This window comes from Gehongia tenuis (assembly GCF_014384795.1).
Taxonomy (GTDB): Bacteria; Bacillota; Clostridia; order Christensenellales; family NSJ-53; genus Gehongia; species Gehongia tenuis.
Genome location: NZ_JACRSR010000001.1, coordinates 948,612 through 970,051, shown reverse-complemented (window position 1 = coordinate 970,051; position 21,440 = coordinate 948,612). Strand labels below are relative to the sequence as shown.

The 21,440-nt window shown below is 55.5% G+C and carries 27 protein-coding genes; all 27 read right to left on the bottom strand.

Translation table 11 applies throughout. The annotated features are described in order from the left end of the window. Positions 1-113 precede the first annotated feature (113 nt). Entirely contained in the window at positions 114-692 is a 579-nt protein-coding gene (locus H8696_RS04880; RefSeq protein ID WP_249315981.1) for a stage II sporulation protein M, read from the bottom strand. A 71-nt stretch (positions 693-763) separates the two neighbouring features. Beyond that, positions 764-1,540: a sporulation transcription factor Spo0A gene (gene spo0A, locus H8696_RS04875; protein ID WP_249315313.1), complete on the bottom strand. Its 777-nt coding sequence runs from the start codon at positions 1,538-1,540 to the stop codon at positions 764-766. Between the two features lie 111 nt (positions 1,541-1,651). Further along, entirely contained in the window at positions 1,652-2,935 is a 1,284-nt protein-coding gene (gene spoIVB / locus H8696_RS04870; protein ID WP_249315304.1) for a SpoIVB peptidase, read from the bottom strand. Between the two features lie 112 nt (positions 2,936-3,047). Further along, positions 3,048-4,757, bottom strand: coding sequence for a DNA repair protein RecN (gene recN, locus H8696_RS04865; protein WP_249315303.1), 1,710 nt, complete (start codon positions 4,755-4,757; stop codon positions 3,048-3,050). A gap of 11 nt (positions 4,758-4,768) precedes the next feature. Continuing rightward, positions 4,769-5,218, bottom strand: coding sequence for an arginine repressor (locus tag H8696_RS04860; protein ID WP_249315301.1), 450 nt, complete (start codon positions 5,216-5,218; stop codon positions 4,769-4,771). Between the two features lie 10 nt (positions 5,219-5,228). Then, positions 5,229-6,092 carry an NAD(+)/NADH kinase gene (locus tag H8696_RS04855; protein ID WP_249315299.1) on the bottom strand — a complete coding sequence of 288 codons (864 nt, stop codon included), beginning with the start codon at positions 6,090-6,092 and terminating at the stop codon, positions 5,229-5,231. Between the two features lie 46 nt (positions 6,093-6,138). Continuing rightward, the gene (locus H8696_RS04850) at positions 6,139-6,939 is read right to left on the bottom strand and encodes a TlyA family RNA methyltransferase (RefSeq protein ID WP_249315297.1); all 801 of its coding nucleotides are present in this window, start codon (positions 6,937-6,939) and stop codon (positions 6,139-6,141) included. Next, complete coding sequence (gene dxs, locus H8696_RS04845) at positions 6,926-8,815, bottom strand: 1-deoxy-D-xylulose-5-phosphate synthase (RefSeq protein ID WP_249315294.1); 1,890 nt, start codon at positions 8,813-8,815, stop codon at positions 6,926-6,928. The genes H8696_RS04850 and dxs overlap by 14 nt, the downstream gene beginning before the upstream one ends. Then, on the bottom strand, positions 8,812-9,366 hold the full coding sequence (locus H8696_RS04840; RefSeq protein WP_249315292.1) for a hypothetical protein: 555 nt from the start codon (positions 9,364-9,366) through the stop codon (positions 8,812-8,814). Before H8696_RS04840 ends, dxs begins: the two co-directional genes overlap by 4 nt. 627 nt (positions 9,367-9,993) lie before the next feature. Then, entirely contained in the window at positions 9,994-10,434 is a 441-nt protein-coding gene (locus tag H8696_RS04835; protein WP_249315286.1) for a divergent PAP2 family protein, read from the bottom strand. 16 nt (positions 10,435-10,450) lie between these two features. Next, positions 10,451-11,341, bottom strand: a complete 891-nt coding sequence (locus H8696_RS04830; protein ID WP_249315284.1) for a polyprenyl synthetase family protein — start codon at positions 11,339-11,341, stop codon at positions 10,451-10,453. Next, positions 11,331-11,561 carry an exodeoxyribonuclease VII small subunit gene (locus H8696_RS04825; protein ID WP_249315282.1) on the bottom strand — a complete coding sequence of 77 codons (231 nt, stop codon included), beginning with the start codon at positions 11,559-11,561 and terminating at the stop codon, positions 11,331-11,333. Before H8696_RS04825 ends, H8696_RS04830 begins: the two co-directional genes overlap by 11 nt. Further along, on the bottom strand, positions 11,562-12,767 hold the full coding sequence (gene xseA, locus H8696_RS04820) for an exodeoxyribonuclease VII large subunit (RefSeq protein WP_249315280.1): 1,206 nt from the start codon (positions 12,765-12,767) through the stop codon (positions 11,562-11,564). It abuts the gene before it with no gap. Beyond that, positions 12,764-13,612 carry a bifunctional methylenetetrahydrofolate dehydrogenase/methenyltetrahydrofolate cyclohydrolase FolD gene (folD, locus tag H8696_RS04815; RefSeq protein WP_249315278.1) on the bottom strand — a complete coding sequence of 283 codons (849 nt, stop codon included), beginning with the start codon at positions 13,610-13,612 and terminating at the stop codon, positions 12,764-12,766. Before folD ends, xseA begins: the two co-directional genes overlap by 4 nt. Further along, positions 13,593-14,555, bottom strand: coding sequence for a Kae1-like domain-containing protein (locus tag H8696_RS04810; protein WP_249315276.1), 963 nt, complete (start codon positions 14,553-14,555; stop codon positions 13,593-13,595). Before H8696_RS04810 ends, folD begins: the two co-directional genes overlap by 20 nt. Next, positions 14,548-15,027, bottom strand: a complete 480-nt coding sequence (gene nusB, locus H8696_RS04805; RefSeq protein WP_249315274.1) for a transcription antitermination factor NusB — start codon at positions 15,025-15,027, stop codon at positions 14,548-14,550. The genes H8696_RS04810 and nusB overlap by 8 nt, the downstream gene beginning before the upstream one ends. A 17-nt stretch (positions 15,028-15,044) precedes the next feature. Beyond that, positions 15,045-15,266: a DUF2273 domain-containing protein gene (locus tag H8696_RS04800; protein ID WP_249315273.1), complete on the bottom strand. Its 222-nt coding sequence runs from the start codon at positions 15,264-15,266 to the stop codon at positions 15,045-15,047. A 15-nt stretch (positions 15,267-15,281) separates the two neighbouring features. Beyond that, a complete protein-coding gene (amaP, locus tag H8696_RS04795; RefSeq protein WP_249315271.1) occupies positions 15,282-15,857 on the bottom strand; it encodes an alkaline shock response membrane anchor protein AmaP in 576 nt (191 codons plus the stop codon). A 79-nt stretch (positions 15,858-15,936) separates the two neighbouring features. Then, on the bottom strand, positions 15,937-16,353 hold the full coding sequence (locus H8696_RS04790; protein ID WP_249315268.1) for an Asp23/Gls24 family envelope stress response protein: 417 nt from the start codon (positions 16,351-16,353) through the stop codon (positions 15,937-15,939). 88 nt (positions 16,354-16,441) lie between these two features. Then, a complete protein-coding gene (locus tag H8696_RS04785; RefSeq protein ID WP_249315266.1) occupies positions 16,442-17,020 on the bottom strand; it encodes a SpoIIIAH-like family protein in 579 nt (192 codons plus the stop codon). 3 nt (positions 17,021-17,023) lie between these two features. Beyond that, positions 17,024-17,614 carry a hypothetical protein gene (locus tag H8696_RS04780; protein ID WP_249315264.1) on the bottom strand — a complete coding sequence of 197 codons (591 nt, stop codon included), beginning with the start codon at positions 17,612-17,614 and terminating at the stop codon, positions 17,024-17,026. 14 nt (positions 17,615-17,628) lie between these two features. Beyond that, positions 17,629-18,063 (bottom strand): stage III sporulation protein AF, encoded by a 435-nt coding sequence (locus H8696_RS04775; protein WP_249315262.1) that lies wholly within the window; start codon positions 18,061-18,063, stop codon positions 17,629-17,631. A gap of 3 nt (positions 18,064-18,066) precedes the next feature. Then, the gene (spoIIIAE, locus tag H8696_RS04770; protein ID WP_249315260.1) at positions 18,067-19,257 is read right to left on the bottom strand and encodes a stage III sporulation protein AE; all 1,191 of its coding nucleotides are present in this window, start codon (positions 19,255-19,257) and stop codon (positions 18,067-18,069) included. Continuing rightward, entirely contained in the window at positions 19,254-19,640 is a 387-nt protein-coding gene (gene spoIIIAD / locus H8696_RS04765) for a stage III sporulation protein AD (protein ID WP_249315254.1), read from the bottom strand. Before spoIIIAD ends, spoIIIAE begins: the two co-directional genes overlap by 4 nt. Positions 19,641-19,651: 11 nt before the next feature. Further along, positions 19,652-19,849, bottom strand: a complete 198-nt coding sequence (gene spoIIIAC, locus H8696_RS04760) for a stage III sporulation protein AC (protein ID WP_249315252.1) — start codon at positions 19,847-19,849, stop codon at positions 19,652-19,654. Between the two features lie 19 nt (positions 19,850-19,868). Beyond that, on the bottom strand, positions 19,869-20,384 hold the full coding sequence (locus H8696_RS04755) for a stage III sporulation protein AB (protein WP_249315250.1): 516 nt from the start codon (positions 20,382-20,384) through the stop codon (positions 19,869-19,871). Further along, a complete protein-coding gene (gene spoIIIAA, locus H8696_RS04750; RefSeq protein ID WP_249315248.1) occupies positions 20,381-21,367 on the bottom strand; it encodes a stage III sporulation protein AA in 987 nt (328 codons plus the stop codon). Before spoIIIAA ends, H8696_RS04755 begins: the two co-directional genes overlap by 4 nt. Positions 21,368-21,440 lie beyond the last annotated feature (73 nt).

Sequence of the window (21,440 nt, the reverse complement as noted above, 5' to 3'; positions counted from 1 at the left end):
CTCTATTACGTGTTTCTTTTTTTCTTAACATAAATAGTTTACAGAACTTTAATATTCAACGGTGTTTTCAAAATTCCTTTTTTTTGACCCAATTTGCAGACAGATTGTAAAAATTATACCAAAAGCTGCATCAGCGGCGGCACCAAATAGACTTCAATGACCGACACCACCAGGGTAGAAAGGAAAAACAGCCCGCAGATGAGAAGATGATGCTCCAAGGACGGTTTGGTCTTGGCCCGCCCCTTTTTGCGGCCCAGTGCCGTGGACAGAGCGTATACGGCAAAGGTGGCCAAAATGGGAACCAATAGAACATTGGGAAGCCAAACCGCAATGAGGGATAATCCCAGGCCCTGGGCGCCCAGCGTTCCCAGCACAGCCACCGTAAAGCCCAGCACAAAGCCCCGAACGAGCACGCTGATGACCACCAGCGCCGAGCCCAGCCAAAATAGAGAACCGAGGGTGATCAGCCCAAAAGTTTTGAGATTATTGGACAGGGAAGTCCAAAAAGCCTCGCCCCTATGGGTTTCCAAAGCGCCAGCGTTCACTACGTATCCCGTCAGATCCGCCTTTTCAGCGGAAGGCAGGGCTTTCGCGGTGTAAGCTCCACTCGCCAAACCAATGAAGAAAAAAAAGAGCACCGCGATGTAGGCGGCTAAATTGCTCTTGATCCAACGGAATCCTTTGTCCCCCACTCGATCCAAGATAAAAGCCCTCCTTTGTGCATCTATAGAAGATTATGCACGGGACGGGCCGATTATGTCGCCTACATATGGTGCTGCATACGAATCTTGTCCACAAGCATTGCGATAAATTCAGAATTGGTGGGCTTGCCCTTCTCCTCCTGCACGGTATAGCCAAACATGTCGTTAATGATTTCCATCTGGCCCCGGTTCCAGGCAACCTCAATGGCGTGACGGATAGCCCGCTCCACACGGCTGGTGGTGGAATCATATTTCTCAGCCACTTTTGGATAGAGTTCCTTGGTGATGCCGCTCAGAAAACGGGTATCGCGTACGGTCAGCATGAGGGCATCCCTGAGATACTGATAACCCTTGATATGGGCCGGAATGCCAATCTCCTGAAGCATGTGGGTGATCTCAGCCTCCAGCGGTGCGTTGAGCGGCAGCGCGTTGCGGCCAAAAACTGCGCCGGGCTCGGCATCGGGGCCCAGACAAACCTCCCGTACCCGGGTCAGGAAGGTGTGGAGATCAAAAGGCTTGATCATAAAATAATCGGCGCCGAGGGCAATGGCCCGCTGGGTGATGTTGTCGTTGCCCATAGCGGACAGGACGATGATCTTGAAATCCTTGCGGTAGGGAAGCTTCAGCGTATATTCCAGCACCCCCATGCCGTCAAGAACCGGCATGACCAGATCCACGATGAGAACATCCGGATGACGCTGTTCCACAAGCTCCACCGCTTCCAAACCGTTGGCCGCGAGCCCCACAATTTCAAAGCCCTCCTGCTGATCAACGGCCTGCTCCAATACCTGGACAAACTCAGGATTATCATCAGCGATGACCATTCGGATTGCATCCATCTACATCATTCCCCTATCCTCATTAATCTGGAATATATCATATACTGTTGAGCATATCTATTCGATTAAACCGGCAATATTTCCTTTTAAATTCAGCAAATCTTGCCGTATCTATTCGCTGTTGGCTTCGCTCAGCATCCATTCGATGAAGATGCCATAGCCTCGGGTGGGATCGTTGATAAACACATGGGTTATGGCGCCCACAATCCGCCCGTTCTGGATGATGGGACTGCCGCTCATCCCCTGCACGATGCCGCCGGTGCGCTCCAGAAGATCCTTGTCGGTGATCTTGACCACCATGCCCTTGGCGGTGGGTTTGCTCTGACGGTTCACCTCCACGATTTCGCAGTCATACTCCTTGATGCCTTCATCGTCCAGAGTGGTCAAAATGGTGGCAGGTCCGGCGGTCACCATGCTCTGTACGCCGATGGGCAGGGGGTCCGGATAGATGGGGTTTTCCGGAAGATCATAGCAGGTGCCGTATAGGCCAAACTGGGTGTTTTTGGAGATGGAGCCCATCACCTCTTGGTTATCCAAAAAGGTCCCTTTGAGTTCGCCGGGCTGCCCGCGTTCGCCTTTGGTCACATCCAAGATCCGGGAATGCATGATCTCTCCATCCTTTACCGTGAGGGTGGTTCCCGTGTCAAGATCGGTGATGGCATGGCCCAGTGCGCCAAATTTCATGGTGGTGGGATCACAGAAGGACAGCGTACCCACACCTGCCGTGCTGTCCCGCACCCAGATGCCAAGACGCATGGTGTCGTCCAGCATGTCCTTGACCGGCGTAATGGAGATCTCCAGCGTTTCACCGTTTCGTTCAACCGTCAGCGGTATGCTTTCACTTTTGGAATTGGATATGATTTGAGACAGGTGCTCGGAATCCTCAATGGTCATCCCCTCCGCGGAGATAATCACGTCACCCGGCAAAAGTCCGGCCTCCTGGGCGGGATTATGCAGATCGCCATTCTCATCGGTGATCTCCGCGGTTCCCACCACCAAAGCGCCCCTTGTATACAGCGTGACGCCAATGGACTGGCCGCCCACCAAAAGGGACTGGGATTCGATGACCTTCACATCGATGGTCTTGAGAGGCAGTATGCCGAATAAGGACAGCTCCAGCTGTCCCGAACTGCCGCTTGATTTGAGCTCCAGCGGCGTATGACCGTCGTTCACTTCGGCCAGGGTTTGTCCGGCAGTGGAGCCCACCACCTCGACGTTTTCACCCTTGACTTCGATCCCGCCGGGCAGATTAAAATTGATGGCATAGGATTGACCGTCCAGCACGCGCAGCTCGTCCGGAATGTTCTTGATGAGCTGCACCGGGGCGGAAAAATTAAGCAGCGTTACCAGCGCTGCCAGCGTTATGCCTAAACGTTTCTTCCAAGTCTCCCGCATTCCCACACTTCCTTTGTTTTTCTATTTCTATAGTGTGCCGGAAGTAGGACAAATTATTCCGTTTGCGGGGATGTCATGTACGGTTAAAATTGCATAATCATAGCAAACATGGTTAGGTTTTCTGGGCTTTGAGCGCCTTTGCATTTAAAATAAGCTCCCGTCCGTGCCGGAGCCCGGCCTCATTCAAAAGACCGCCGGCCAGCCTAGCCACTTCCCGTATTTTACCATCCTCGTCCAGCGACGCCACACATACACTGGATTTAACATCGTCACTCGTTTTTTGCACCGAAAGATGCTCATCGGCCATGGCCGCGATCTGAGGCAGATGCGTTACCGAGATCACCTGGCGGTAGGCGGCAATTTCGGACATCTTGAGGGCAACCTTCTGTCCCGTGGTGCCGCTGATGCCCGTGTCCACCTCGTCAAAGATAAGCGTTTCCACCTCGTCCACCTCGGCGGCAACCGTCTTGATGGCCAGCATAAGCCGAGAGAGTTCACCGCCGGAAGCCACCTTGGCTATGGGTTTCAGCGGTTCGCCGGGGTTGGTGGAAATATAAAACTCAATTTCATCAAAGCCGGAAGCGGTGTAAGCGTTGGAAGCTTCCTCAGGCCCGCCGGGCCGTCTGTCCCTCACCTCAAAACGGCTCTTTCCCATATCCAGTTCCTGAAGCTGCTTTAAAACAGCTTTTTCCAGACGGCGCGCCAATTTTTCCCGGGCCTTGGAGAGCGCGAGGGAAGCGGCATAGAGCTCCTTTTCCCTCCGGTCACATTCCGCGCCCAGCGTTTCCAAATCCTCATCCAGATGGATGAGACCCTCATACTGTTCCCGTGCATCGGCTAAGAAGGCGAGCACCTCGTCAATATTCCTGCCGTATTTTCGTTCCAGCTTGCGAATGAGCTCCAATCGCTCCTCCACACCGTCCAGCTCCTGGGGGTCGAGCTCCATGCTCTCCCGCATGGGGCGAAGCTCAAGGGAGATATCCTCCAGCTGGTAGTAGACCTCGCTGATCCGGGTTTTCATGGCTTCAAAGGCGTCGTCCATGGCGGCAATGGTATCAAAAGCGTCCATGGCCTCCTGCACCGCCGTGAGGGCGGGCATATCACTGGAGGCATAGATGAAATGATAGGCCTCGTTAAGCGCGGAGGAAATCCGCTCACTGTTTTGCAGCAGAAGCCGCTGGCGGGACAGTTCCTCCTCCTCCCCGGAGGAGAGAGCCGCCTCTTCGATTTCGCTGATCTGAAAGGAAAGGATATCCAGACGCCGAGCGCGCTCAGCCTGATTCTCCCGCAGTTTTTTCAGCTTTTGCACTGCGGCCCGCCAGGACGCGTAAAGCTCCGCCACCTTGGCCAGCTGCGCCCGGAAAGCGTCATCGCCCTGGGCATCCAAAAATCCGATATGCCTTCCGGCATCCATCAGGTACTGATGTTCATGCTGGCCGTGAATGTCGAGCAGCCGCTCGCCCACCGCCCTAAGCAGGGACAGCGGGACCATCTGACCGTTGATACGGCAAAGATTCCGGCCATTCATGGCGATTTGCCGGGAGAGAATGACCGTGCTGTCCTCCAGTTCAATCCCCGACGCCTTCATCAAGTCGGCAATATGCCGTTCATCCACTTCAAAAGCGGCGTCCACACTGGCCTTGGTTTGGCCGTTACGAATGAGCTCACGCTCCGCCCGCCCGCCAATGGCCAAGTTTACAGCATCGATAATGATGGATTTGCCTGCGCCGGTTTCCCCGGTGAGAACGTTGAGACCGGGCGCAAAGTCGATCTCCAAATGCTCGATTAGGGCAATATCCCTGATGGCCAGATGAAAAAGCATGAAATCCCCTTCTATTTCATCATCTCTTTGAATTGCTGCAGGGCGGATTCCACCTGGCTCACCTCTTTTAGAATGACCAGAATGGTATCGTCGCCGGCGATGCAGCCGATGATCCCCGTAATATGCATGGCATCCACCACAGAGGCCGCGGCATTGGCGCTTCCCGACAGGGTCTTGATGACGATGAGATTGCTTGCGGCATCCACGCTCACGGTGGATTCCTTGAAAAGCCTCACCAAGCGTTCCATCTGCACCGCATTCGCCCGAGTGTTGGCGGCATATTTATAGCGTTTGTTCGCCCCCATCACCTTGATAAGGCGAAGCTCCTTGATATCCCGGGATACGGTGGCCTGCGTCACTGCAATATTGTGATTTCGCAGTTCTTCCGCCAAATCCTCCTGGGTTTCAATATCTTTTGATTGAATGATGTCCAAAATAGCAGCATGACGTTCTGTTTTCATTGACGACCTCCTATTGGCTCCACTCCCACAACTTGTTGCGGACCAGGGAATAGAAATCCCGTGCCTGCAGTCTAAGGAACAAAGCTTCGTATGGGGATCGGGCAACGGCAATTTCGTCGCCCGGGAAGATCGCGTAGCTTTCCTGCCCGTCCACCATGAGCAGCATGGCCTCCTCCGGCCTCGCCGCCCGGATTCGGATCTCCTCGTCGCGGGAGAGCACCATGCTTCTTGAATGCAGGGTATGGGCGCAGATGGGCGTGACCACCATGCAGGGCAAAAGCGGGTCCACGATAGGTCCGCCGGCGGACAGGGAATACCCCGTCGAGCCGGTGGGCGATGCGATCACCACACCATCCCCGGAAAAACGGTCCAACAGTCCGTTGTTGGCTTCAAGGACCACCCTCAGCATGCGGTTGACCGAATGACGGGTCACCATCAGGTCGTTCATGGCGCATTGGATCTCCAGGGGTTCGGGGCGGTTTGGCCCTGTGACCTTGGCCGCCAGCATCATACGGTGTTCCACCTCGTAGCGGCCCGCCAGAATCTGCCGGACCACCTTTTTGAGGTCACCAATCTCGATCTCCGTCAGAAAACCCATTCGGCCAAGATTGATCCCGGCGATGGGAATGCCGATGGGCGCGGCTCTTCGGGCTACGCCAAGAATCGTGCCGTCTCCGCCAAGGGCCATGAGCACCTGGCAGTTTCGGTACAGCTCCTCCTCTTCCATTCCAAACTCGGGTATCTGAAGGGCGGCCGCGATGGAAGTTTCCAGATAAAAGTCCGCCTGCTGATGGGTGAGCTCATCCACGAGCTGACGGGTCACATCCAAATAGCGGTCCTTCTGCAAATTGACAAAAATTCCGATTGTGGGCATGAAAGCGCTCCTTCCTCCATCATCATACCGCATAATTATACATTTATCAAGCCAAACTATGCGCTTCCCTTAAAATTGTTTCCACGTCAAATTCCATTGATTTTTCGGGATTTATCGCCAAATAAACCAGGAATTCGATGTTGCCTTTGGGGCCCTTAATCGGTGAATATGTCAAACCCAGTGGATAAAATCCCAAATCCTGGGCGGCGTCCAAAGTTCCAGAGATCACTTCCCGGTGAACGGCAGCATCCCGAACCACACCGTTCTTGCCCACCTTCTCCCGTCCCGCTTCAAATTGCGGCTTAATGAGCGCCACACAGTGCCCATCCGGAGCCATGAGGCCGTGCAGCGCGGGAAAGATGAGCTTCAGGGAGATGAAGGATACATCGATGCTGGCAAACTCAATGGGATCGGGCACGGTATCCTGGCTTAAAAAGCGGGCGTTGGTCCGCTCCATCACCACCACCCGGGGATCGGTGCGCAGTTTATAGTCCAGCTGACCATAGCCCACATCCACCGAATAGACTTTGCGGGCTCCTTTTTGCAGCATGCAGTCGGTGAAACCGCCGGTGGAAGCGCCGATATCGATACAGATTTTGTCCTGCAAATCGATGGGAAAAGCAACCATGGCTTTCTCCAGCTTCAATCCTCCGCGGCTGACATAGGGAAGCTGGGCCTTGATGCGGACCTCATCCTTTTCCGTGATCAGGAGGGACGGCTTGGCGGCGGGTTCATTATTGACATAGACCTCACCCGCCATGATGAGCGCCCGAGCCTTTTCGCGGCTGGCAGCAAGCCCCGTTTCCGCCAGGTATACATCCAGTCTTTCGCCTTTAGCCTGCGTCATTGCAAATCCCTTTCCCCTCCAGTTCCAGATAGTATTCCATGGTATTTTTCAGCTTTTCCGGAGTCAGTCCATATTGATCAAACAGGCTGTCAATCGTCATCTGGGGCAGGAAGGTGTCGGGAAAGCCAAAGCACTGAATGTGGAGTTTGGCATCCCGCTGTTCGAGATATTCCAAAACGGCTGAACCAAAACCGCCGGCCAGCACATTATCCTCCAGCGTAAAGATCCAGCCGGAACGGTTGATGAGCCGGCTCAGCATGGCCTCATCCAAGGGCTTGATAAACCGGGCGTGGCATACCCCCACGGCGTAGCCGTCATCCGCCAGCAGCCGGGCCGCCTCAAGGGCGATGGGCACCATTTGGCCCACAGCCAAAATCATCCCGTCGGCACCTTCCCTCAGCACATCCCACCGGCCCGGCACAATCTTGGGCGCCGGCGCTTTGGCCGGGCCGTAGCCTTTGGGGTAGCGAATGGCAAGCGGGCCCTGAATTCGATCGTAAAGCTTCAAAACTTCCATCAATTCAGCGGGGCTTTGCGGGGATACAATGGTCAGGTTGGGCATGGACCTAAGATACGAGATATCAAAAATGCCATGGTGCGTCTCCCCGTCCTCGCCCACCGGGCCGCATCGATCGATCCCAAAGGTAACGGGCAGCTTTTGCAGGCATACGTCGTGAATGATCTGATCATAGGCCCGCTGCATGAAGGTGGAATAGACCGCCACAAAGGGCCGAAGGCCCTGGGAAGCCATGCCTGCCGCCATGGTGACGGCATGCTCTTCGGCAATGCCCACGTCAAAGAAGCGCTCAGGAAAGGTCTGCTGGAAGGGGCGAAGGCCCGTTCCATCGGTCATGGCCGCGGTCACGGCCACGATGCGCTCATCCATCTGAGCAAGGCGGGTTACGCCAAGCCCGAAAGCGGTGGAAAAGCTGAGTGCGTGTTCCTCGTCCACGGTCTTTTTCTCCAGGAAGAAGGGCGCCACTCCATGGTATCTTTGGGGGTCCAGCTCCGCATTCTCATAGCCCCGGCCCTTCTGCGTAATGACATGGATGAGAACCGGATCCTCCATGGTCTTGGCCCGTTTAAAGATCTTGCACAGCTCTTTGATGTTGTGACCGTCCACCGGTCCAAGATACTGAAAGCCGTATTCTTCAAAGAGTGCTCCCGGGAGCACGGAGTATTTGATGCTGTTTTTCAGCGTCTCGAGGCCTTTAGCCAAGGGCTTTCCCACCAGCGGCACATGCTTCAGGAAACCGCTCAAACCATCTTTGAAGCGGTGATAGGAGGAATCCGCACGCAGCCGCGTCAGATAGGTGGACAGCGCACCCACATTGGGCGCAATGGACATCTTGTTGTCATTGAGGATGATGATGATTCGATTTTTGGAATGACCCGCATCGTTCATGCCTTCAAAACACATGCCGCCGGTGAGCGCCCCGTCGCCCACCACCGCCACCACCTGGTAATCCTCATGTCTGAGATCCCGGGCTCTTGCGACCCCCAAAGCCGCCGAGATAGCGGTGCTGGCGTGGCCTGTTCCAAAGGTATCATAGACTGACTCAGAGGGCTTGGGGAAACCGCTCAGGCCATCATTCTGCCGCAGCTGCCGGAATTCGCTTTTGCGGCCGGTGATGATCTTATGGGTGTAGGTCTGATGCCCCACATCCCATAAAATTTTGTCCTTGGGCGTATTGAAGGCCAAATGGAGCGCCAATGTAAGTTCCACCGTGCCCAGATTGGAGGCGAGGTGGCCGCCGTTTTGCAAAACGGTATTGATAATCAGCTCACGAATCTCTTTGCACAGCTGGGTAAGCTGGGCCTGGTTCAACCCCCGGATATCCTCCGGAAAGTTCACATTCTCCAAAATTGTACTCATTTTTTCACCCGTCTTTGATAGCCCAACGTGTATAGGACCTTGCCCACGAAGAGCACAATCGTTGATGATTTTTTCATGGCAAAACCCTTGCCGAGCGCTTTGCCGCCCACCGTGAGCGCCGCAATGGAGGCGCTGACCAAAACGCCTGCCAGGACCTCCTTTGTGGAACCGGCCATCATCAAAATACGTGCCGCGATGGCCGCGCCGGCGGAACCGCTGATGATGCCGCAGATATCCCCCACCACGTCATTACAGAAGTTGGACACGCTGGGCGCATTTTGCAAAAGCTTCACCGCCTGCTTTGCACCTTTCATCTTCTTGGCTGCCATGGAGGCCAGCGGCGGCAAGGAAGCGCTGGCAACGGCGATGCCGATGATATCAAAGACAATGCCCAGAAGAATGATGAAAAGCAGGATGCAAAGCGCAATAATAAAACCAACGCCACGCATGACCGATTCGGATAGCAAATTGATCATCGTAGCGATTGCAAAGGTAACGAGAGCTATTTTCACAGCCCAGGACAGGCTGCTCTTTTTCTTAGGTTTAGCCAAACCGAAACCTCAATAATTCATAAATTGGTGGTGATGCGCTGAGTAAACCTTGCGGCATAGGTCCAGTAGGATTTCCCCACAGGCCACCTCTCGTCGCCGAAAAGGCGGTTTCCCTTTGAGACCTGTTTTGCCCTGTTGCCAGGTGCATGACTGGATTACCACTGAGTCCACACTTCAATCCCCAACGCATGCGTCAGCCTAGGAGCTTTCCTCAACGACGCGGCCCATTCCTAGCCTCTTTTGCAGATGGGGTTTCATCCGGCGATCGCAAGCGCGCTCTGGCCTAGAGCGGCGCCCGCGTAGTTCCAAAATCCACCCGATCCACGCAAGGCAGGCTACGCTGCACACAGCTTTCGCCGCATTGCAGGTTCTATCCCACGGAGTCCATCCAAAAAAACGACCAACCCCAATGGGTCTCCACGGAAGCTGGGTCAACGCCTGCATGCCATTGCAGATCGCCCTTCTTCCTTAACTCCCAGCACCAACCCTCGACTGGGCGTCGAAAGCCAGCACCAGAAACTTCATCGATGTGCCCTTTGACGGATTTTTAGGCCCGCCTTCAAAATGGGCTTTGCCGACTAGGATACTGTACCACCAGGCTTATTGTACCACGGCGGCCCCGAAAAATCAAATAAGCTGCTGGTAAATAATAGAAACTGCTACGCCAAGAACAGCACCGGCAATCACCTGAAAGGGCGTGTGTCCAATAAGCTCCCGAAGCTTTTGGTCCTTCCAGCCCAAATGTTCCTCAAAATAGTCCATTATTTCGTTAAGAACGGCAGCCTGCTTTCCCGCATCCTGACGGACGCCCTGAGCATCGTGCATGACGATGAGAGCGAAGGCGGTGGATATGGCAAAGGCCGCGGATGCGAAGCCGCAGTTGAGCCCGGCTGAGGTGGCCAGAGCGCACACAAAGGAGGAATGGGAGCTGGGCATCCCGCCCGCACCCATGATTCTGGTCCAATCAATCCGCCTTTCCTGAAACCAGGTCAGAAAAAACTTGATGGATTGAGCAAAAAACCATCCCAGAACGGCTGCAATCAGCAAGTGATTTTGAAAAATACTCATGGGTCACCCTATCCCCTTACTTGGTCCGCGCTGCCAGCGTTAAAATCATATCCCGCAAAAACCAGCCCCTGTCGCCAAAGCCCTGCAAGGCTTCAACGCCCCAATTCGTCCACTGCTCCACCCGTTTCCGGGTCTCATCCAGCCCAATAAATGCGGGGTAGGTGAGCTTATCCTTTTTCGCATCGGAGGCGGGATTCTTGCCCATCTCCTCGGCGCTGCCCACCACGTCCAGGATGTCGTCCACCATCTGGAAACATACGCCGAGGCATTGGCCGTACTCCCGAAGAGAAACCAAGCTTCCCAAAGGCGCGCCGGCAAGGATGCCGCCGGAAACCAGTGGCGCTGTCAAAAGGCAGGCCGTCTTGAGGCTCTGAATCCGTTCCAGCAGTTTCTCGTTACCGGCCTTTTCCGAAGCCATTAGATCCTCCATCTGGCCCGCAATCATGCCTCTGGCTCCGGCACCCTCCATGATCTCCTCCATAGCCTGGATGGCGGCCATCTTGTTTTCGCTCTTGCGGCAGGCCCGCAGCATGATCGCCGCGGCTTCACTCAGCAGAGCATCCCCCGCCAGAATGGCGGTGGCCTCGTCGAACTGCTTGTGGTTGGTGGGCCGGCCCCGGCGAAGATCATCGTCGTCCATGGCGGGCAGATCGTCATGGATCAGCGAATAGGTGTGAATCATCTCAAGGGCCATGGCAAACTCCATAGCCTCGTCAAGATCGCCTTCCAGCATGTCCACCGTGGCTAAAAGCAGTACCGGCCGGACACGCTTGCCTCCAGCAAAAAGACTGTAACACATCGCCGAAAGCAACCGCTCCGGGATGTCCCCAATCTGGTGTTCCCGCCACTCGGCGAGGCTTTGATCAAAGGCCTCAATATACTGGGTCTGCCGCTCTTTAAAGGTCATCGTCCGTCTCCTCAAACAAGGTTTCCTGGCGGCCGATCAGCTTGGCCACCTTGGATTCGCTTTCATCGAGTTTTTGCTGGCAGATCTTGGACAGCTTCATACCCTTCTCATAGCAGGCAATGGATTCATCCAGGCTCAGCTGGCCGCCCTCAAGTTCAAGAACCACCTTTTCAAGCTCCGTCAAAGCTTGCTCAAAGCTCATTTCCATTTTGTCTTGCATCTATTCTTCCCCCATCGGTTCAATCCGGGCTTTTCGTGCGCCGTCCTGCCAGCGCACCTCAACCGTGTTACCTGCCGCCGCATCCGCTGCGCGCATGACCGGCCTGCCCTCCAGATCAAGCACCATGGCATAGCCCCGCTTGAGTACGGACTCGGGCCCCAGCGCCAACAGCCGTCCATGGAGCTTTTCCCAATCGTTCTTCGCCTTGAAAGATCGGGCGCTCTGATGGGCCTGCAGCATGCGCACGAGCCCATCCACCTGCTGGCGGTGCATCCACACCTTATCCAGAGGCCGGGTAAGCCCGGTGGACTGTTTCAGCCGTTCCAGCCTTTCCCGCATGAGATCCAGCCTGCGTCCCATGGCGGAGCGCAGGCGCTGTCTGCTCTCCATTAGGCCCGCCATCAGCTCATCCTTGACCGGCGCCGCGAGCTCCGCCGCCATGGAAGGCGTTGCGGCCCGGACATCGGCCACAAAATCCGCGATGGTGTAGTCGGTCTCATGGCCCACCGCGGAGATGACGGGCACCTGCGAGGCATAGATGCTTCGGGCCACAACCTCCTCGTTAAAAGCCCAAAGGTCCTCAATGGACCCGCCGCCTCTGCCTACAATGATCACATCCACGCCGGGGCAGCCGTTCAGCTCCTCAATGGCTCTTGCAATCTCCTCCGCTGCGCCGCTGCCCTGCACTTTCACCGGCTTCAGCACGATATCCATGTTGTCAAATCTACGGTGCAGCACTCGAATGATATCCCTGACCGCCGCCCCGGTAGGGCTTGTGACCACTCCCACCTTCCGGGGCAGATAGGGCAAAGGCTTTTTATGGTCCGCATCAAACAGACCCTCCTTATCCAGTTTGCCCTTCAAACGCTCAAACGCCTCATAAAGATTGCCCACGCCCGCTGGCTGCATGGCTTCCACATAGAGCTGAAACTGACCGTCCCGGGGATAGAGTCCCACCGATCCAAAGGCGCGGACAGCCATGCCGTCCCTCGGCTTAAAGTCCAGAGTCCAGGCGTTTTGTTTAAACATGGCGCACTTCACCTGCGCTGCGCTGTCCTTCAAAGAAAAATACAGGTGGCCGGAGGAATGGCGCTTGAAATTGGAGATCTCCCCCTCCACCCACATATGGCTCAGGTTGGGGTCCTGTCCCAGCAGGATACGCACGTATTCATTCAGTTCGGATACCTGAAAGACGTAACCCTTCATCCTTGGGCTTCCGCCGCCTGCAGGGTATTGGAAAGGAGCATGGTGATGGTGGTGGGCCCAACACCGCCGGGCACGGGCGTAACGTAACCGGCAACCTCCTTGGCCTCGTCAAACTTGACGTCGCCCTTCAGTTTGCCATCCACCCGGTTCATGCCCACATCGATGACCACGGCGCCGGATTTAATCATATCCCCCGTCACAAATTCGGGTCTGCCGATGGCAACCACCAGAATATCGGCGCCCTTTGCGATCTCTTTCAAATTCTTCGTGCGGGAATGGCACACAGTCACCGTGGCATTGGCGTTCAAAAGCAGCATGGCCATGGGCTTGCCCACAATGTTGCTGCGGCCAATGACCACGGCATTTTTCCCTTCAATGGAAACGCCGGTGGACGCAATCAGCCGCATGATGCCCTGGGGCGTGCAGGATACAAAGCCGCCGCCTTCCCCGGTGAAAAGGGACCCCGCATTCACCACATGGAAGCCGTCCACGTCCTTTTTGGGATCGATGAGCCGGAGCACTTCCTTTTCGTCCAGATGCTTCGGCAGGGGAAGCTGCACCAAAATGCCATGAACGGCGGGATCGCGATTGAGCTTGTCCACCAGTTCAAGCAGCGTCTGCTGGGTGATGCCGGCGTCCAGACGATAGGCGATGGATTTGATGCCCACCTCAGCGCAGCCCCGTTCCTTGTTGCGAACATACACCTGTGAGCCGGGATCATCGCCCACCAGCACCACGGCAAGACAGGGTTCGACTCCCTTTGCCTTAAGATCTTCGCATTTTGCCTTCAGTTCCTCGCGGACGTCCTTGGAAACCTTTTTACCATCAATGATTTGTGCACTCATGTGATTCCTCCTTCTGTAAAGCCGCAAGCCCAATAAGGGCAACCCCCACGGCGTTGTCACCGGATAAAGATTTATCGGCAAAGCGGAGCTTTACCGGAATTCTCATTTTCGCCAGCCGAGCGGTAAGTTCATGCTGGATCAAAAGATTTTGGGCCACGCCGCCCACCAGCAGCACATCGCTTATGCCCGTCTCCTTCACCGCATGAGCCAAAAGCTTGGTAAGACTGCGGGCAATGCACATGAGAACGCCCTTCGCTACCCGCTCCGGGCTCTCTCCCGCTTCCAAAAAACGCTGGGCCTGGGATTCAGCCCCGGAAAAGCTCACAGAAAATCCCCGAACCGAAGAAGGCAGCACCACACCCTCGCCGGCGCATTCCCTTGCCAGAGCTTCCATGGCCGGCCCTGCCGGGAATTCGCAGCCAACTGCGACACCCACTCGGTCCACCATCTGCCCCGCATGGAGATCGGCATCGCCGCCCAGGAGAGTGATTTGCAGCTCATCCCCTTCCACCAAAAGCACCTCGGTGGTGCCGCCGGAGAGGTGAACGGCCAGAAAACGCTCAGGCATGGGATTGTTTGCCATGCCCGCCCGAATATGGCCCTGCTGATGGCTGGTGGCATAGAAAGGCACCCTCAAGGCGGCAGCGAGGCTTCTTCCCACGCTCTCGCTCGCCGTAAAAACCGGCATATACGAGCCTTCCACGGGCCTGGGACGGGTGCTGGCCGCAACGGCAGCGATCTCTTCCTGTCCTTTCAGCAGCGCCTCCATCAGTTCGGGGAGCCGCTGTATATGCTGAAAGACGCCTTTGCTTTGCATGAGCCCCCGTTCGCCCTGGGGTACGCTCAAAAGGCGTCTTTTCTGTTCCATCCGGCCATGTTCATCCACAAGAGCCACCGATGTGGTGTAACAGCTGGTGTCCAGTCCCAAAACGGTCCTACTCATGGACATCATCCGCTGCCATGATTTCCTCGGGCCTGGGCAGGTCGGTCACCACCGGTTCAACCCGTCTCAGGGCCTCGCCTTCCCTGCGCACCACGTTGCCCAAAATGCCGTTTACAAAGGCATAGGAATTGCCGTCCCCGTAGACCTTCGCCAGTTCCACCGCCTCATTGATGGATACGCCTTCGGGAATATCCTCCCGGTACAGAATTTCTAACAGTGCCACCCGCAGAATGGCCACATCCACTTTGGCCAGCCGATCAAACTTCCAGCCCACGCAGTTTTCTTCGATCAGCTTGTCCAGCTCTGGCAGATGATTGACCACTCCGATCACGGTTTCCTCAAAAAAGAGATAGTCCTTTTCGGACAACTTCAGATCCAGCGACGACAAAAAGGCTTCAGGATCCGCGTTCCCCCCCAAAGCCCATTGATAGACATACCGCATCGCCGCATCCCGTGCAGCCTTCCTCGCCATTTACGTTCTATTCTCCTTTATAAGCCCTTGGGCAGAATACGGTCCAGAAACTTGAGCATCCGCTCCCCTTTGTCGTCCCCAAGGGAACCCAAATATACGCCCACACCCACGCAAAGGGCGATAAAAAGCGATTTCCAGAATCCAAGAAGCAACACCAATACGGCAAAAATAAGACCTGCGGCGCCGCCGATCAGCTTGCCGCGATGTTCCTTCAGGATCTTCAAAAGTGTATCTTTCATCAAAAAGCCCCTTTCCTATTGAACCCGGGGCTGATTATTGCCGGTGCGCGGCGGATTGACCGATGCCGTTTCCACAACGATCTGAACATCGGACACGAGGATACCCGCGTGCTGCTCCACATGGGCCTTGACGCCCTGCTGAAGATTTTGGGTAACCTCCGGCACGATGGCGTCCGGCATCACCGAAACCCGAAGCAGGATGGAGGCGCTGTCCTCCCGGCTGATAATGGTGGATTTGACGTTACGCACGGTGGGCATACTCTTGGCAAAGTTCTGCACCATCTGATCGAGCGCCACCAGCGTGATGCGGATGGTGCCAATCTCGGTGGCCTTGATAAGGACCGTAGGCGCATAGGCGCTCTGCCGTGCACGCACAAAAAGCACCTTGACCGCAAAGGCCAAGAGCAGCACGCCCACGATGCAGCCGATCACACTGCCCACCCAGTTGCTGTTAAACATGGCGGCCAGGGTGCTGCCCACGCCGTCCACAGTAATTGCGCCGACGGAAAGCAGAATCAGGCCGACGGAGAGCGCCAGGACGACCAGCATGAGCAGCGTAAGCAAAATGCGGTCCACAATACGCATTTTCATTAGGACATTCCTCCTTCGTGTCAAGTGACAAAGGCAGGCACATCAACCGCGCCTGCCTCTTTCATGCTTAGCTATGGAATTATTTGACCCGAGGCGGCTCAGGCTCCTTCACTTCCTTCTCGAAGTAAATGCCCTGGACGAAAACATTGACTTCCACCACGCGCAGTCCCGTCATGTTTTCGATGGTCCGCTTCACGTTCTCCTGAACGTTTTTGGCAACCGTGTGAATCTCATAACCATATTCAAAGATCATGTTCAAATCCACGGCAGTTTCCTCGTTGCCAACTTCCACCTTAACGCCCTTGGTCAAATTCTTGCGGCCCAGCAATTCAGCCATGCCGCTGACCAATCCGCCGCTCATACCGGCAACGCCCTCCACCTCTGTGGCGGCAAGGCCGGCAATGATCGCTATCACGTCACTGGCAAAGATAATTTTGCCATTCTTATTTTCCACATCTGCAATCTGGATATCCGTTTGCGGTTTTTGATCCGTCATGATCAGCACCTCCTTTGATACTAATGGTATTATACCAAAAGATACCCACGATTACAACAAGACATAACCGCTTAAACTCGAAATTTGTTTATGTTTTGGGAATAATCTTTACATTTTCCGGAGCTTCCTTGGTTTCGCGGCATACGATATCCAAAATCTGGGCGACTTTAGCATCGGTTAGATCCCCATCCTTGACCACCACGTTGATGGATCCCTCGTGGATGGTTACCACCACGTCCTCAAAACCTTTGGCTTTCAGCAGCCCCTCCACGGTCACTTCCTTCTCCATGGACTGGGTCAGCGTAAGCTTTTGGTTCTGTGCCTGCTTCAAGGTTTCAGCATCGGTATTCGAATCCGCAATGATGCCGTCCAAGTATTCAATCTGCTGGTTGCGGCTGGTCTCGCGCTCCGTTTTAAAGTTTGCGTAGTAATTGGCGGAAACGGAAGCGGCATCCCCGCCGCTTTCACCGGCGTTTGCATTCACACTGGCGCTGCCGTCCCCGTCCTTGGTCTGGCTCAGCACAATTCCGCCGTTGCCCGTACCCGTATTCGATGCTTGGGTGCCGTCCCCGGTTTTGTCACTGAAGCGTACGTTCAAATAGCCCGCCACAACCAGTAATACGACCAGGGACGCCATGATGATGGTCTTTCGCTTGATGCTAAACATGCTTTATTCCTCCTTGTTTTTCATTGAAAACACTTCCACTTTGTCCGCCGGTACGTTCAGCACCGTTTGAACCGCACGCTGCAGGTTGAGCTGAACCTGAATATCGCTTGCGCCCTCCGCCACGACAATGACGCCTCGAACCTCCGGCTCCACCTCTTTGAGCACCAATAGGTCATCCTCCTGGCCGCTGGCTACCACCGGGTTCTGGGATTCATCGGTGGTTCTGCTTTGCCGGACCGTATCGGTGCCGGTGAATTCTTCGCTTTCCTGCGTCGTGGTGCTTTGATTCATGGCGGGTACCATTTCAGGACCCGATTCATAGGTTATCATCACCTCCACCCTGCCCGCGCCGTCAATGGCTTCAAGAACCTTTTTGAGCCGGGCTTCATTGTCCGCTTTGGTGGAAGCATCCACCGGTTCGGCGCTTTCCGCCGCGCTCTCCTCCTTCGGCGCCGGATCCTTGTCGCCGCCGATCAAGGTGGAACCGTAGATGGCCAAAATGACGGCCACCACAATCACAGCGATGATGATTTCAAAGTTTTTGACTTTTTTAATGGCCTGCCAGATATCCTTAACCTTCAGCCCTTTACCCATATGTGTCCTCCTCTCTATCGTATGACAACCTCATCCCATCCAATGCCTAATTGAAGTGCAATGTTTTGTCGAACTTTTTCCGCATCAGCTTCCGAGGCTGCGGCACCGGTGACGACCACGCTTCTGGGCCGCCCGCTGGTTTCATCCATCTCCACCCGCACTCCCGCCGCCTCAAAGCCGGGCACGCTTGCCACCAGCCCCAAAACCAGCTTTTCGGCACTTTGGGCAGCGTCCATCCGGACCGCACTGGATTTGGGCACCACCTCGGTGCCCCGGATGTCCACCCGGGAGAGCTGGGCTAAAGGGGAAAAAATCGCCAGCATCATCACAAGGCCGGTGGCCAGGGATGCGTATTTCTTGATGCTCCCCTCCGGCAGCAGGACGTGTACCAGCGTAAGCACAAAGACCGACGCAACCAGGGTCAAAATCCATTGTCTTAAAAATTCCATGGCTCACCTCATCATCACAGCGGTATTGCCGGCGTTGATAAGAAGGCACATGGCCAAAAAGAACATCAGCGACACCACCAAGACCGCAATCACCAAAAGCACCAAAACGCTGGAGAATTCGTGCAGGCACCGCACCGTCCTGTCATCCGCAATGGGTTGAGCCAAAGCGGAGCAGATCTTGAGCATGAAGATGACGGCCACAATCTTTACCACCGGCGCCAAAGCGAAGAGCCCAAGAAGAATGAGCCCCACAAGACCGATGGCATTTTTGACCAGGAGCGAACAGCCAAGAACCGTTTCCAGCGTATCGGAAAACATTCCGCCCACCATGGGAATCATGGTATTCACCGTATATTTGGCCGTTCGAAAGGAGATCCCATCGAAGGTGGACGCCCCCATGCCCTGCAGCGCCAAAATACCCAGGAACACGGTCAGAATGATGCCGATACTCCATTGGGACACGTTTTTTACAAGGCCTGAGAGCTTATCAAGGCGGATTTTGTCGGTGAAGTTTCCAATCACCGACAGCACCGCCGCCAGGAACACCAGCGGCAGAATAAAATTTTCCACCAGGGATCCGATCCCGCTGGTCAAAAAAGCGGTGGCCGGCTGGAATACCCCCGCCGTGGAGAAGCTGCCCATAGCCGAGAGCATAGCCAGCATGACGGGAAACATGGCCTGCATAAGCGAGGTCATCTGATGGACCGCATCCCGGGTCTCACCCATGAGGCTCGCAAGACAGGACATCATGAGAATGACGGTCACGCCATAGCAGGCGAACTGGGCGATCTGGCCCACTGATTTGGAGAGATTCCCCTCCAGCTGCTGCAATATGGCGGAGATGAACACCACCGCCAGAATCTGTACCATGATGCCCATACTGCCCGTAAGCTGGCCAAGAAAGAATTGGAGCAGCATGTTAAGCCAGTCCTCAATATTAAAGGCATATCCTCCAGCGGCGAACTGGGCGATCCATTCACCAATGCTTTTGCCTTCCAAAAAAGCCCTGCCTTCTTCGGATAGACCGCTGGTAAAACCATCCCATTGGTTTGTGTCCCATTCGTTCAGCTGATCCTCTATCCCTTCGGCAAGACCCGGCGCGGGGCTGTCAGCGGGTTCGGCTGATGCCGGCGCCGCACCCAGGACCACCAGTACTGCCAAGAATATGAACCCGGCCATACACCAGCGCTTCATGGCAGCATCCCCACGATCAATTCGAACAGGGAACCCATAATGGGCAGGCAGAGCACCAGAATAACCAGTTTGCCGCCCATCTCAATCTTGCTGGCAATGGCGCCCTCCCCCGCGTCCTTGCATACCTGGGAGGCAAATTCTGCAATATAAGCCACGCCCACCACCTTGAAGAGCAGAGCGAGGTGTTCACTTTGCAGGTTTGCCCGGGCCGCTAAATCCTTCAAAAAGTCCATGACCGGGGAGACCATGGATAAAAAGGCAATGAGCAGAATAGCCCCCGCACCCACGCCGAGGAGCATGGCCATCTCCGGCTTATCCTTGCGCAGGGTGATGGACAGGATGGCCGCCACCACGCCCAGCCCTGCGATCGATACGATCTGCATGGCGTCCCCCTTCAATAGAGCTGAAAGATGGATTTGACGGTGGTAAAGAGCTGGCTTATAAGGTCAATGACCATGAGCAGCACGATCACAAGGCCCGCCAGGGATGTCATCATGGCCATTTCCTCCCGGCCCGCCCGCGTCAACACCTGGTTCAGCACCGAGATCAAAATACCAATAGCGGCGATCTTAAAGACCAAATCGATACTCATCCTTTGTTCTCCTTTCGTCCTAGAGGATCATGAGGGCCACGAACATGCCGCCCAGCACCCCCAGGCTTTTGGCCATCCGTTGATTTTTCTCCCGGCGGCATCGGGCTTCCTCGATCCGCTGGCCAAGCTGCTTTTGAATGAATTCAAAATTTTTTTGCTGTCCGGACAGCCCGGAGGAGCCCAGATGCTCGGTGAACTGTGCAATCACGGCCATATCCTCACCGTCCAGGTATCCCTTCCCCGGCAGGAATTCGAACGCCGCCATGAAGGCATTCTGCACGGCCATGGACCGATTCTCCCGAAGGTTTCCCGCGGCCTCTCTGAAGATTGGCCCGGCATATTCACCGCATTTCACGGCTTCAAAGGCGTCTAACAGCGGCAGATTGCCATAAACCACCGAGTTTTCCAGCTGGGCGAAGCCGTTTCTGAGTTCCATCAAAAGCTTCAGGCGGCAGCTGTAGGTTTTGGCGGCCCGGATTCCAATCAGCGTCCCCGTTCCAACGGCGGCAAGGCACAAAATAAGCTTCAGCATCATGCGGCACCCCGCCCGCGGAAAGGACGGGTCAGCAGACGGCCGCCCTCTCGATCCAAAATTTCTTCCACCGTGCCCGGCCCAAGGCTTTTGGAAAGCACCACGTACCGGTCAAACCCCTTTTCCCCGATGAGCCTGCCCAGAGAAGGACGTATTTTTACGGTTTCAAGACCATCGCCATGGACCGTCACCACCACCGCCACACCGGCATAAAGGGCTTCTCGAACTGCATCACAGTCGGCGCTGGAGCCGATTTCATCGCACACAAGGACCCGCGGCGATAGGGAACGCAGAGCCATCATCATCCCTTCCGATTTGGGGCAGGCGTCCAGTACGTCGCTGCGAAGCCCCACTTTGTTTTGGGGCATGCCCATAGCGCAGGATGCGATCTCCGAGCGTTCGTCCACGATGGATACCTTGACGCCCGGAAAGGCGCCGAACCCGTCGCTGAACTGCCGGGCCACATCCCGGATGAGGGTGGTTTTGCCCGCCTGGGGCGGTGCAATGACCAGCGTACTGAGCGGCCGGCTGCCAAGAGCAAGATAGGCCATCAGTCCATCGGCGCAGCCCTCAAGCGCCCTTGGAATGCGGATGTTGAATCCGGAAATCTGGGTCAGGTTACGCACCCTGCCTCCCTCGGACACCGCCTTTCCCGCCAGCCCCACCCGGTACCCGCCGGGCAGCGTGAAAAACCCCTGCTTCATTTCATCCTCCACCGCATAGAGGGAGTGGCCGCACAGGGCGTCCATCAGCCGCGCCCCTTCCTCCCGGCTCACCACATGGGCCCCGGCGGCAAGAAAACTCACATCTCCGCCGTCCGATATAAAGTAGTCCCGGCCGCCGCCATAGACCATGAGAGGCCGTCCCATCCGAACCCGGATTTCTTCAAGGCTCTCCGCCACTTTGCCGGTAAGAGCGCCAAGCGCGCTTCTCAGGCCGTCGGGCCAGTAAATCTCCAAGTCCTTTTGCCATCCGTATTTTTTCATAACCTGTCCTCCATTTGCTCTATCTATATGAGAAGGTCGTCCAAAATATGAGAGTGGAAATGGGCATAAAAAA

What these genes read in the sequence shown, in the direction of transcription:
- spoIIIAE (WP_249315260.1), bottom strand. Translation starts at nt 19,257, where the DNA reads ATGAAGCGCTGGTGTATGGCCGGGTTCATATTCTTGGCAGTACTGGTG.
- H8696_RS04800 (WP_249315273.1), bottom strand. Translation starts at nt 15,266, where the DNA reads ATGAAAGATACACTTTTGAAGATCCTGAAGGAACATCGCGGCAAGCTG.
- spoIIIAD (WP_249315254.1), bottom strand. Translation starts at nt 19,640, where the DNA reads ATGCAGATCGTATCGATCGCAGGGCTGGGCGTGGTGGCGGCCATCCTG.
- folD (WP_249315278.1), bottom strand. Translation starts at nt 13,612, where the DNA reads ATGAGTGCACAAATCATTGATGGTAAAAAGGTTTCCAAGGACGTCCGC.
- H8696_RS04810 (WP_249315276.1), bottom strand. Translation starts at nt 14,555, where the DNA reads ATGAGTAGGACCGTTTTGGGACTGGACACCAGCTGTTACACCACATCG.
- H8696_RS04790 (WP_249315268.1), bottom strand. Translation starts at nt 16,353, where the DNA reads ATGACGGATCAAAAACCGCAAACGGATATCCAGATTGCAGATGTGGAA.
- spo0A (WP_249315313.1), bottom strand. Translation starts at nt 1,540, where the DNA reads ATGGATGCAATCCGAATGGTCATCGCTGATGATAATCCTGAGTTTGTC.
- nusB (WP_249315274.1), bottom strand. Translation starts at nt 15,027, where the DNA reads ATGGCGAGGAAGGCTGCACGGGATGCGGCGATGCGGTATGTCTATCAA.
- H8696_RS04825 (WP_249315282.1), bottom strand. Translation starts at nt 11,561, where the DNA reads ATGCAAGACAAAATGGAAATGAGCTTTGAGCAAGCTTTGACGGAGCTT.
- H8696_RS04855 (WP_249315299.1), bottom strand. Translation starts at nt 6,092, where the DNA reads ATGCCCACAATCGGAATTTTTGTCAATTTGCAGAAGGACCGCTATTTG.
- H8696_RS04780 (WP_249315264.1), bottom strand. Translation starts at nt 17,614, where the DNA reads ATGGGTAAAGGGCTGAAGGTTAAGGATATCTGGCAGGCCATTAAAAAA.
- xseA (WP_249315280.1), bottom strand. Translation starts at nt 12,767, where the DNA reads ATGAAGGGTTACGTCTTTCAGGTATCCGAACTGAATGAATACGTGCGT.
- H8696_RS04850 (WP_249315297.1), bottom strand. Translation starts at nt 6,939, where the DNA reads ATGACGCAGGCTAAAGGCGAAAGACTGGATGTATACCTGGCGGAAACG.
- amaP (WP_249315271.1), bottom strand. Translation starts at nt 15,857, where the DNA reads ATGAAAATGCGTATTGTGGACCGCATTTTGCTTACGCTGCTCATGCTG.
- H8696_RS04755 (WP_249315250.1), bottom strand. Translation starts at nt 20,384, where the DNA reads ATGATGCTGAAGCTTATTTTGTGCCTTGCCGCCGTTGGAACGGGGACG.
- spoIIIAC (WP_249315252.1), bottom strand. Translation starts at nt 19,849, where the DNA reads ATGAGTATCGATTTGGTCTTTAAGATCGCCGCTATTGGTATTTTGATC.
- H8696_RS04860 (WP_249315301.1), bottom strand. Translation starts at nt 5,218, where the DNA reads ATGAAAACAGAACGTCATGCTGCTATTTTGGACATCATTCAATCAAAA.
- spoIVB (WP_249315304.1), bottom strand. Translation starts at nt 2,935, where the DNA reads ATGCGGGAGACTTGGAAGAAACGTTTAGGCATAACGCTGGCAGCGCTG.
- H8696_RS04785 (WP_249315266.1), bottom strand. Translation starts at nt 17,020, where the DNA reads ATGTTTAGCATCAAGCGAAAGACCATCATCATGGCGTCCCTGGTCGTA.
- H8696_RS04835 (WP_249315286.1), bottom strand. Translation starts at nt 10,434, where the DNA reads ATGAGTATTTTTCAAAATCACTTGCTGATTGCAGCCGTTCTGGGATGG.
- recN (WP_249315303.1), bottom strand. Translation starts at nt 4,757, where the DNA reads ATGCTTTTTCATCTGGCCATCAGGGATATTGCCCTAATCGAGCATTTG.
- H8696_RS04830 (WP_249315284.1), bottom strand. Translation starts at nt 11,341, where the DNA reads ATGACCTTTAAAGAGCGGCAGACCCAGTATATTGAGGCCTTTGATCAA.
- dxs (WP_249315294.1), bottom strand. Translation starts at nt 8,815, where the DNA reads ATGAGTACAATTTTGGAGAATGTGAACTTTCCGGAGGATATCCGGGGG.
- H8696_RS04775 (WP_249315262.1), bottom strand. Translation starts at nt 18,063, where the DNA reads ATGGAATTTTTAAGACAATGGATTTTGACCCTGGTTGCGTCGGTCTTT.
- spoIIIAA (WP_249315248.1), bottom strand. Translation starts at nt 21,367, where the DNA reads ATGAAAAAATACGGATGGCAAAAGGACTTGGAGATTTACTGGCCCGAC.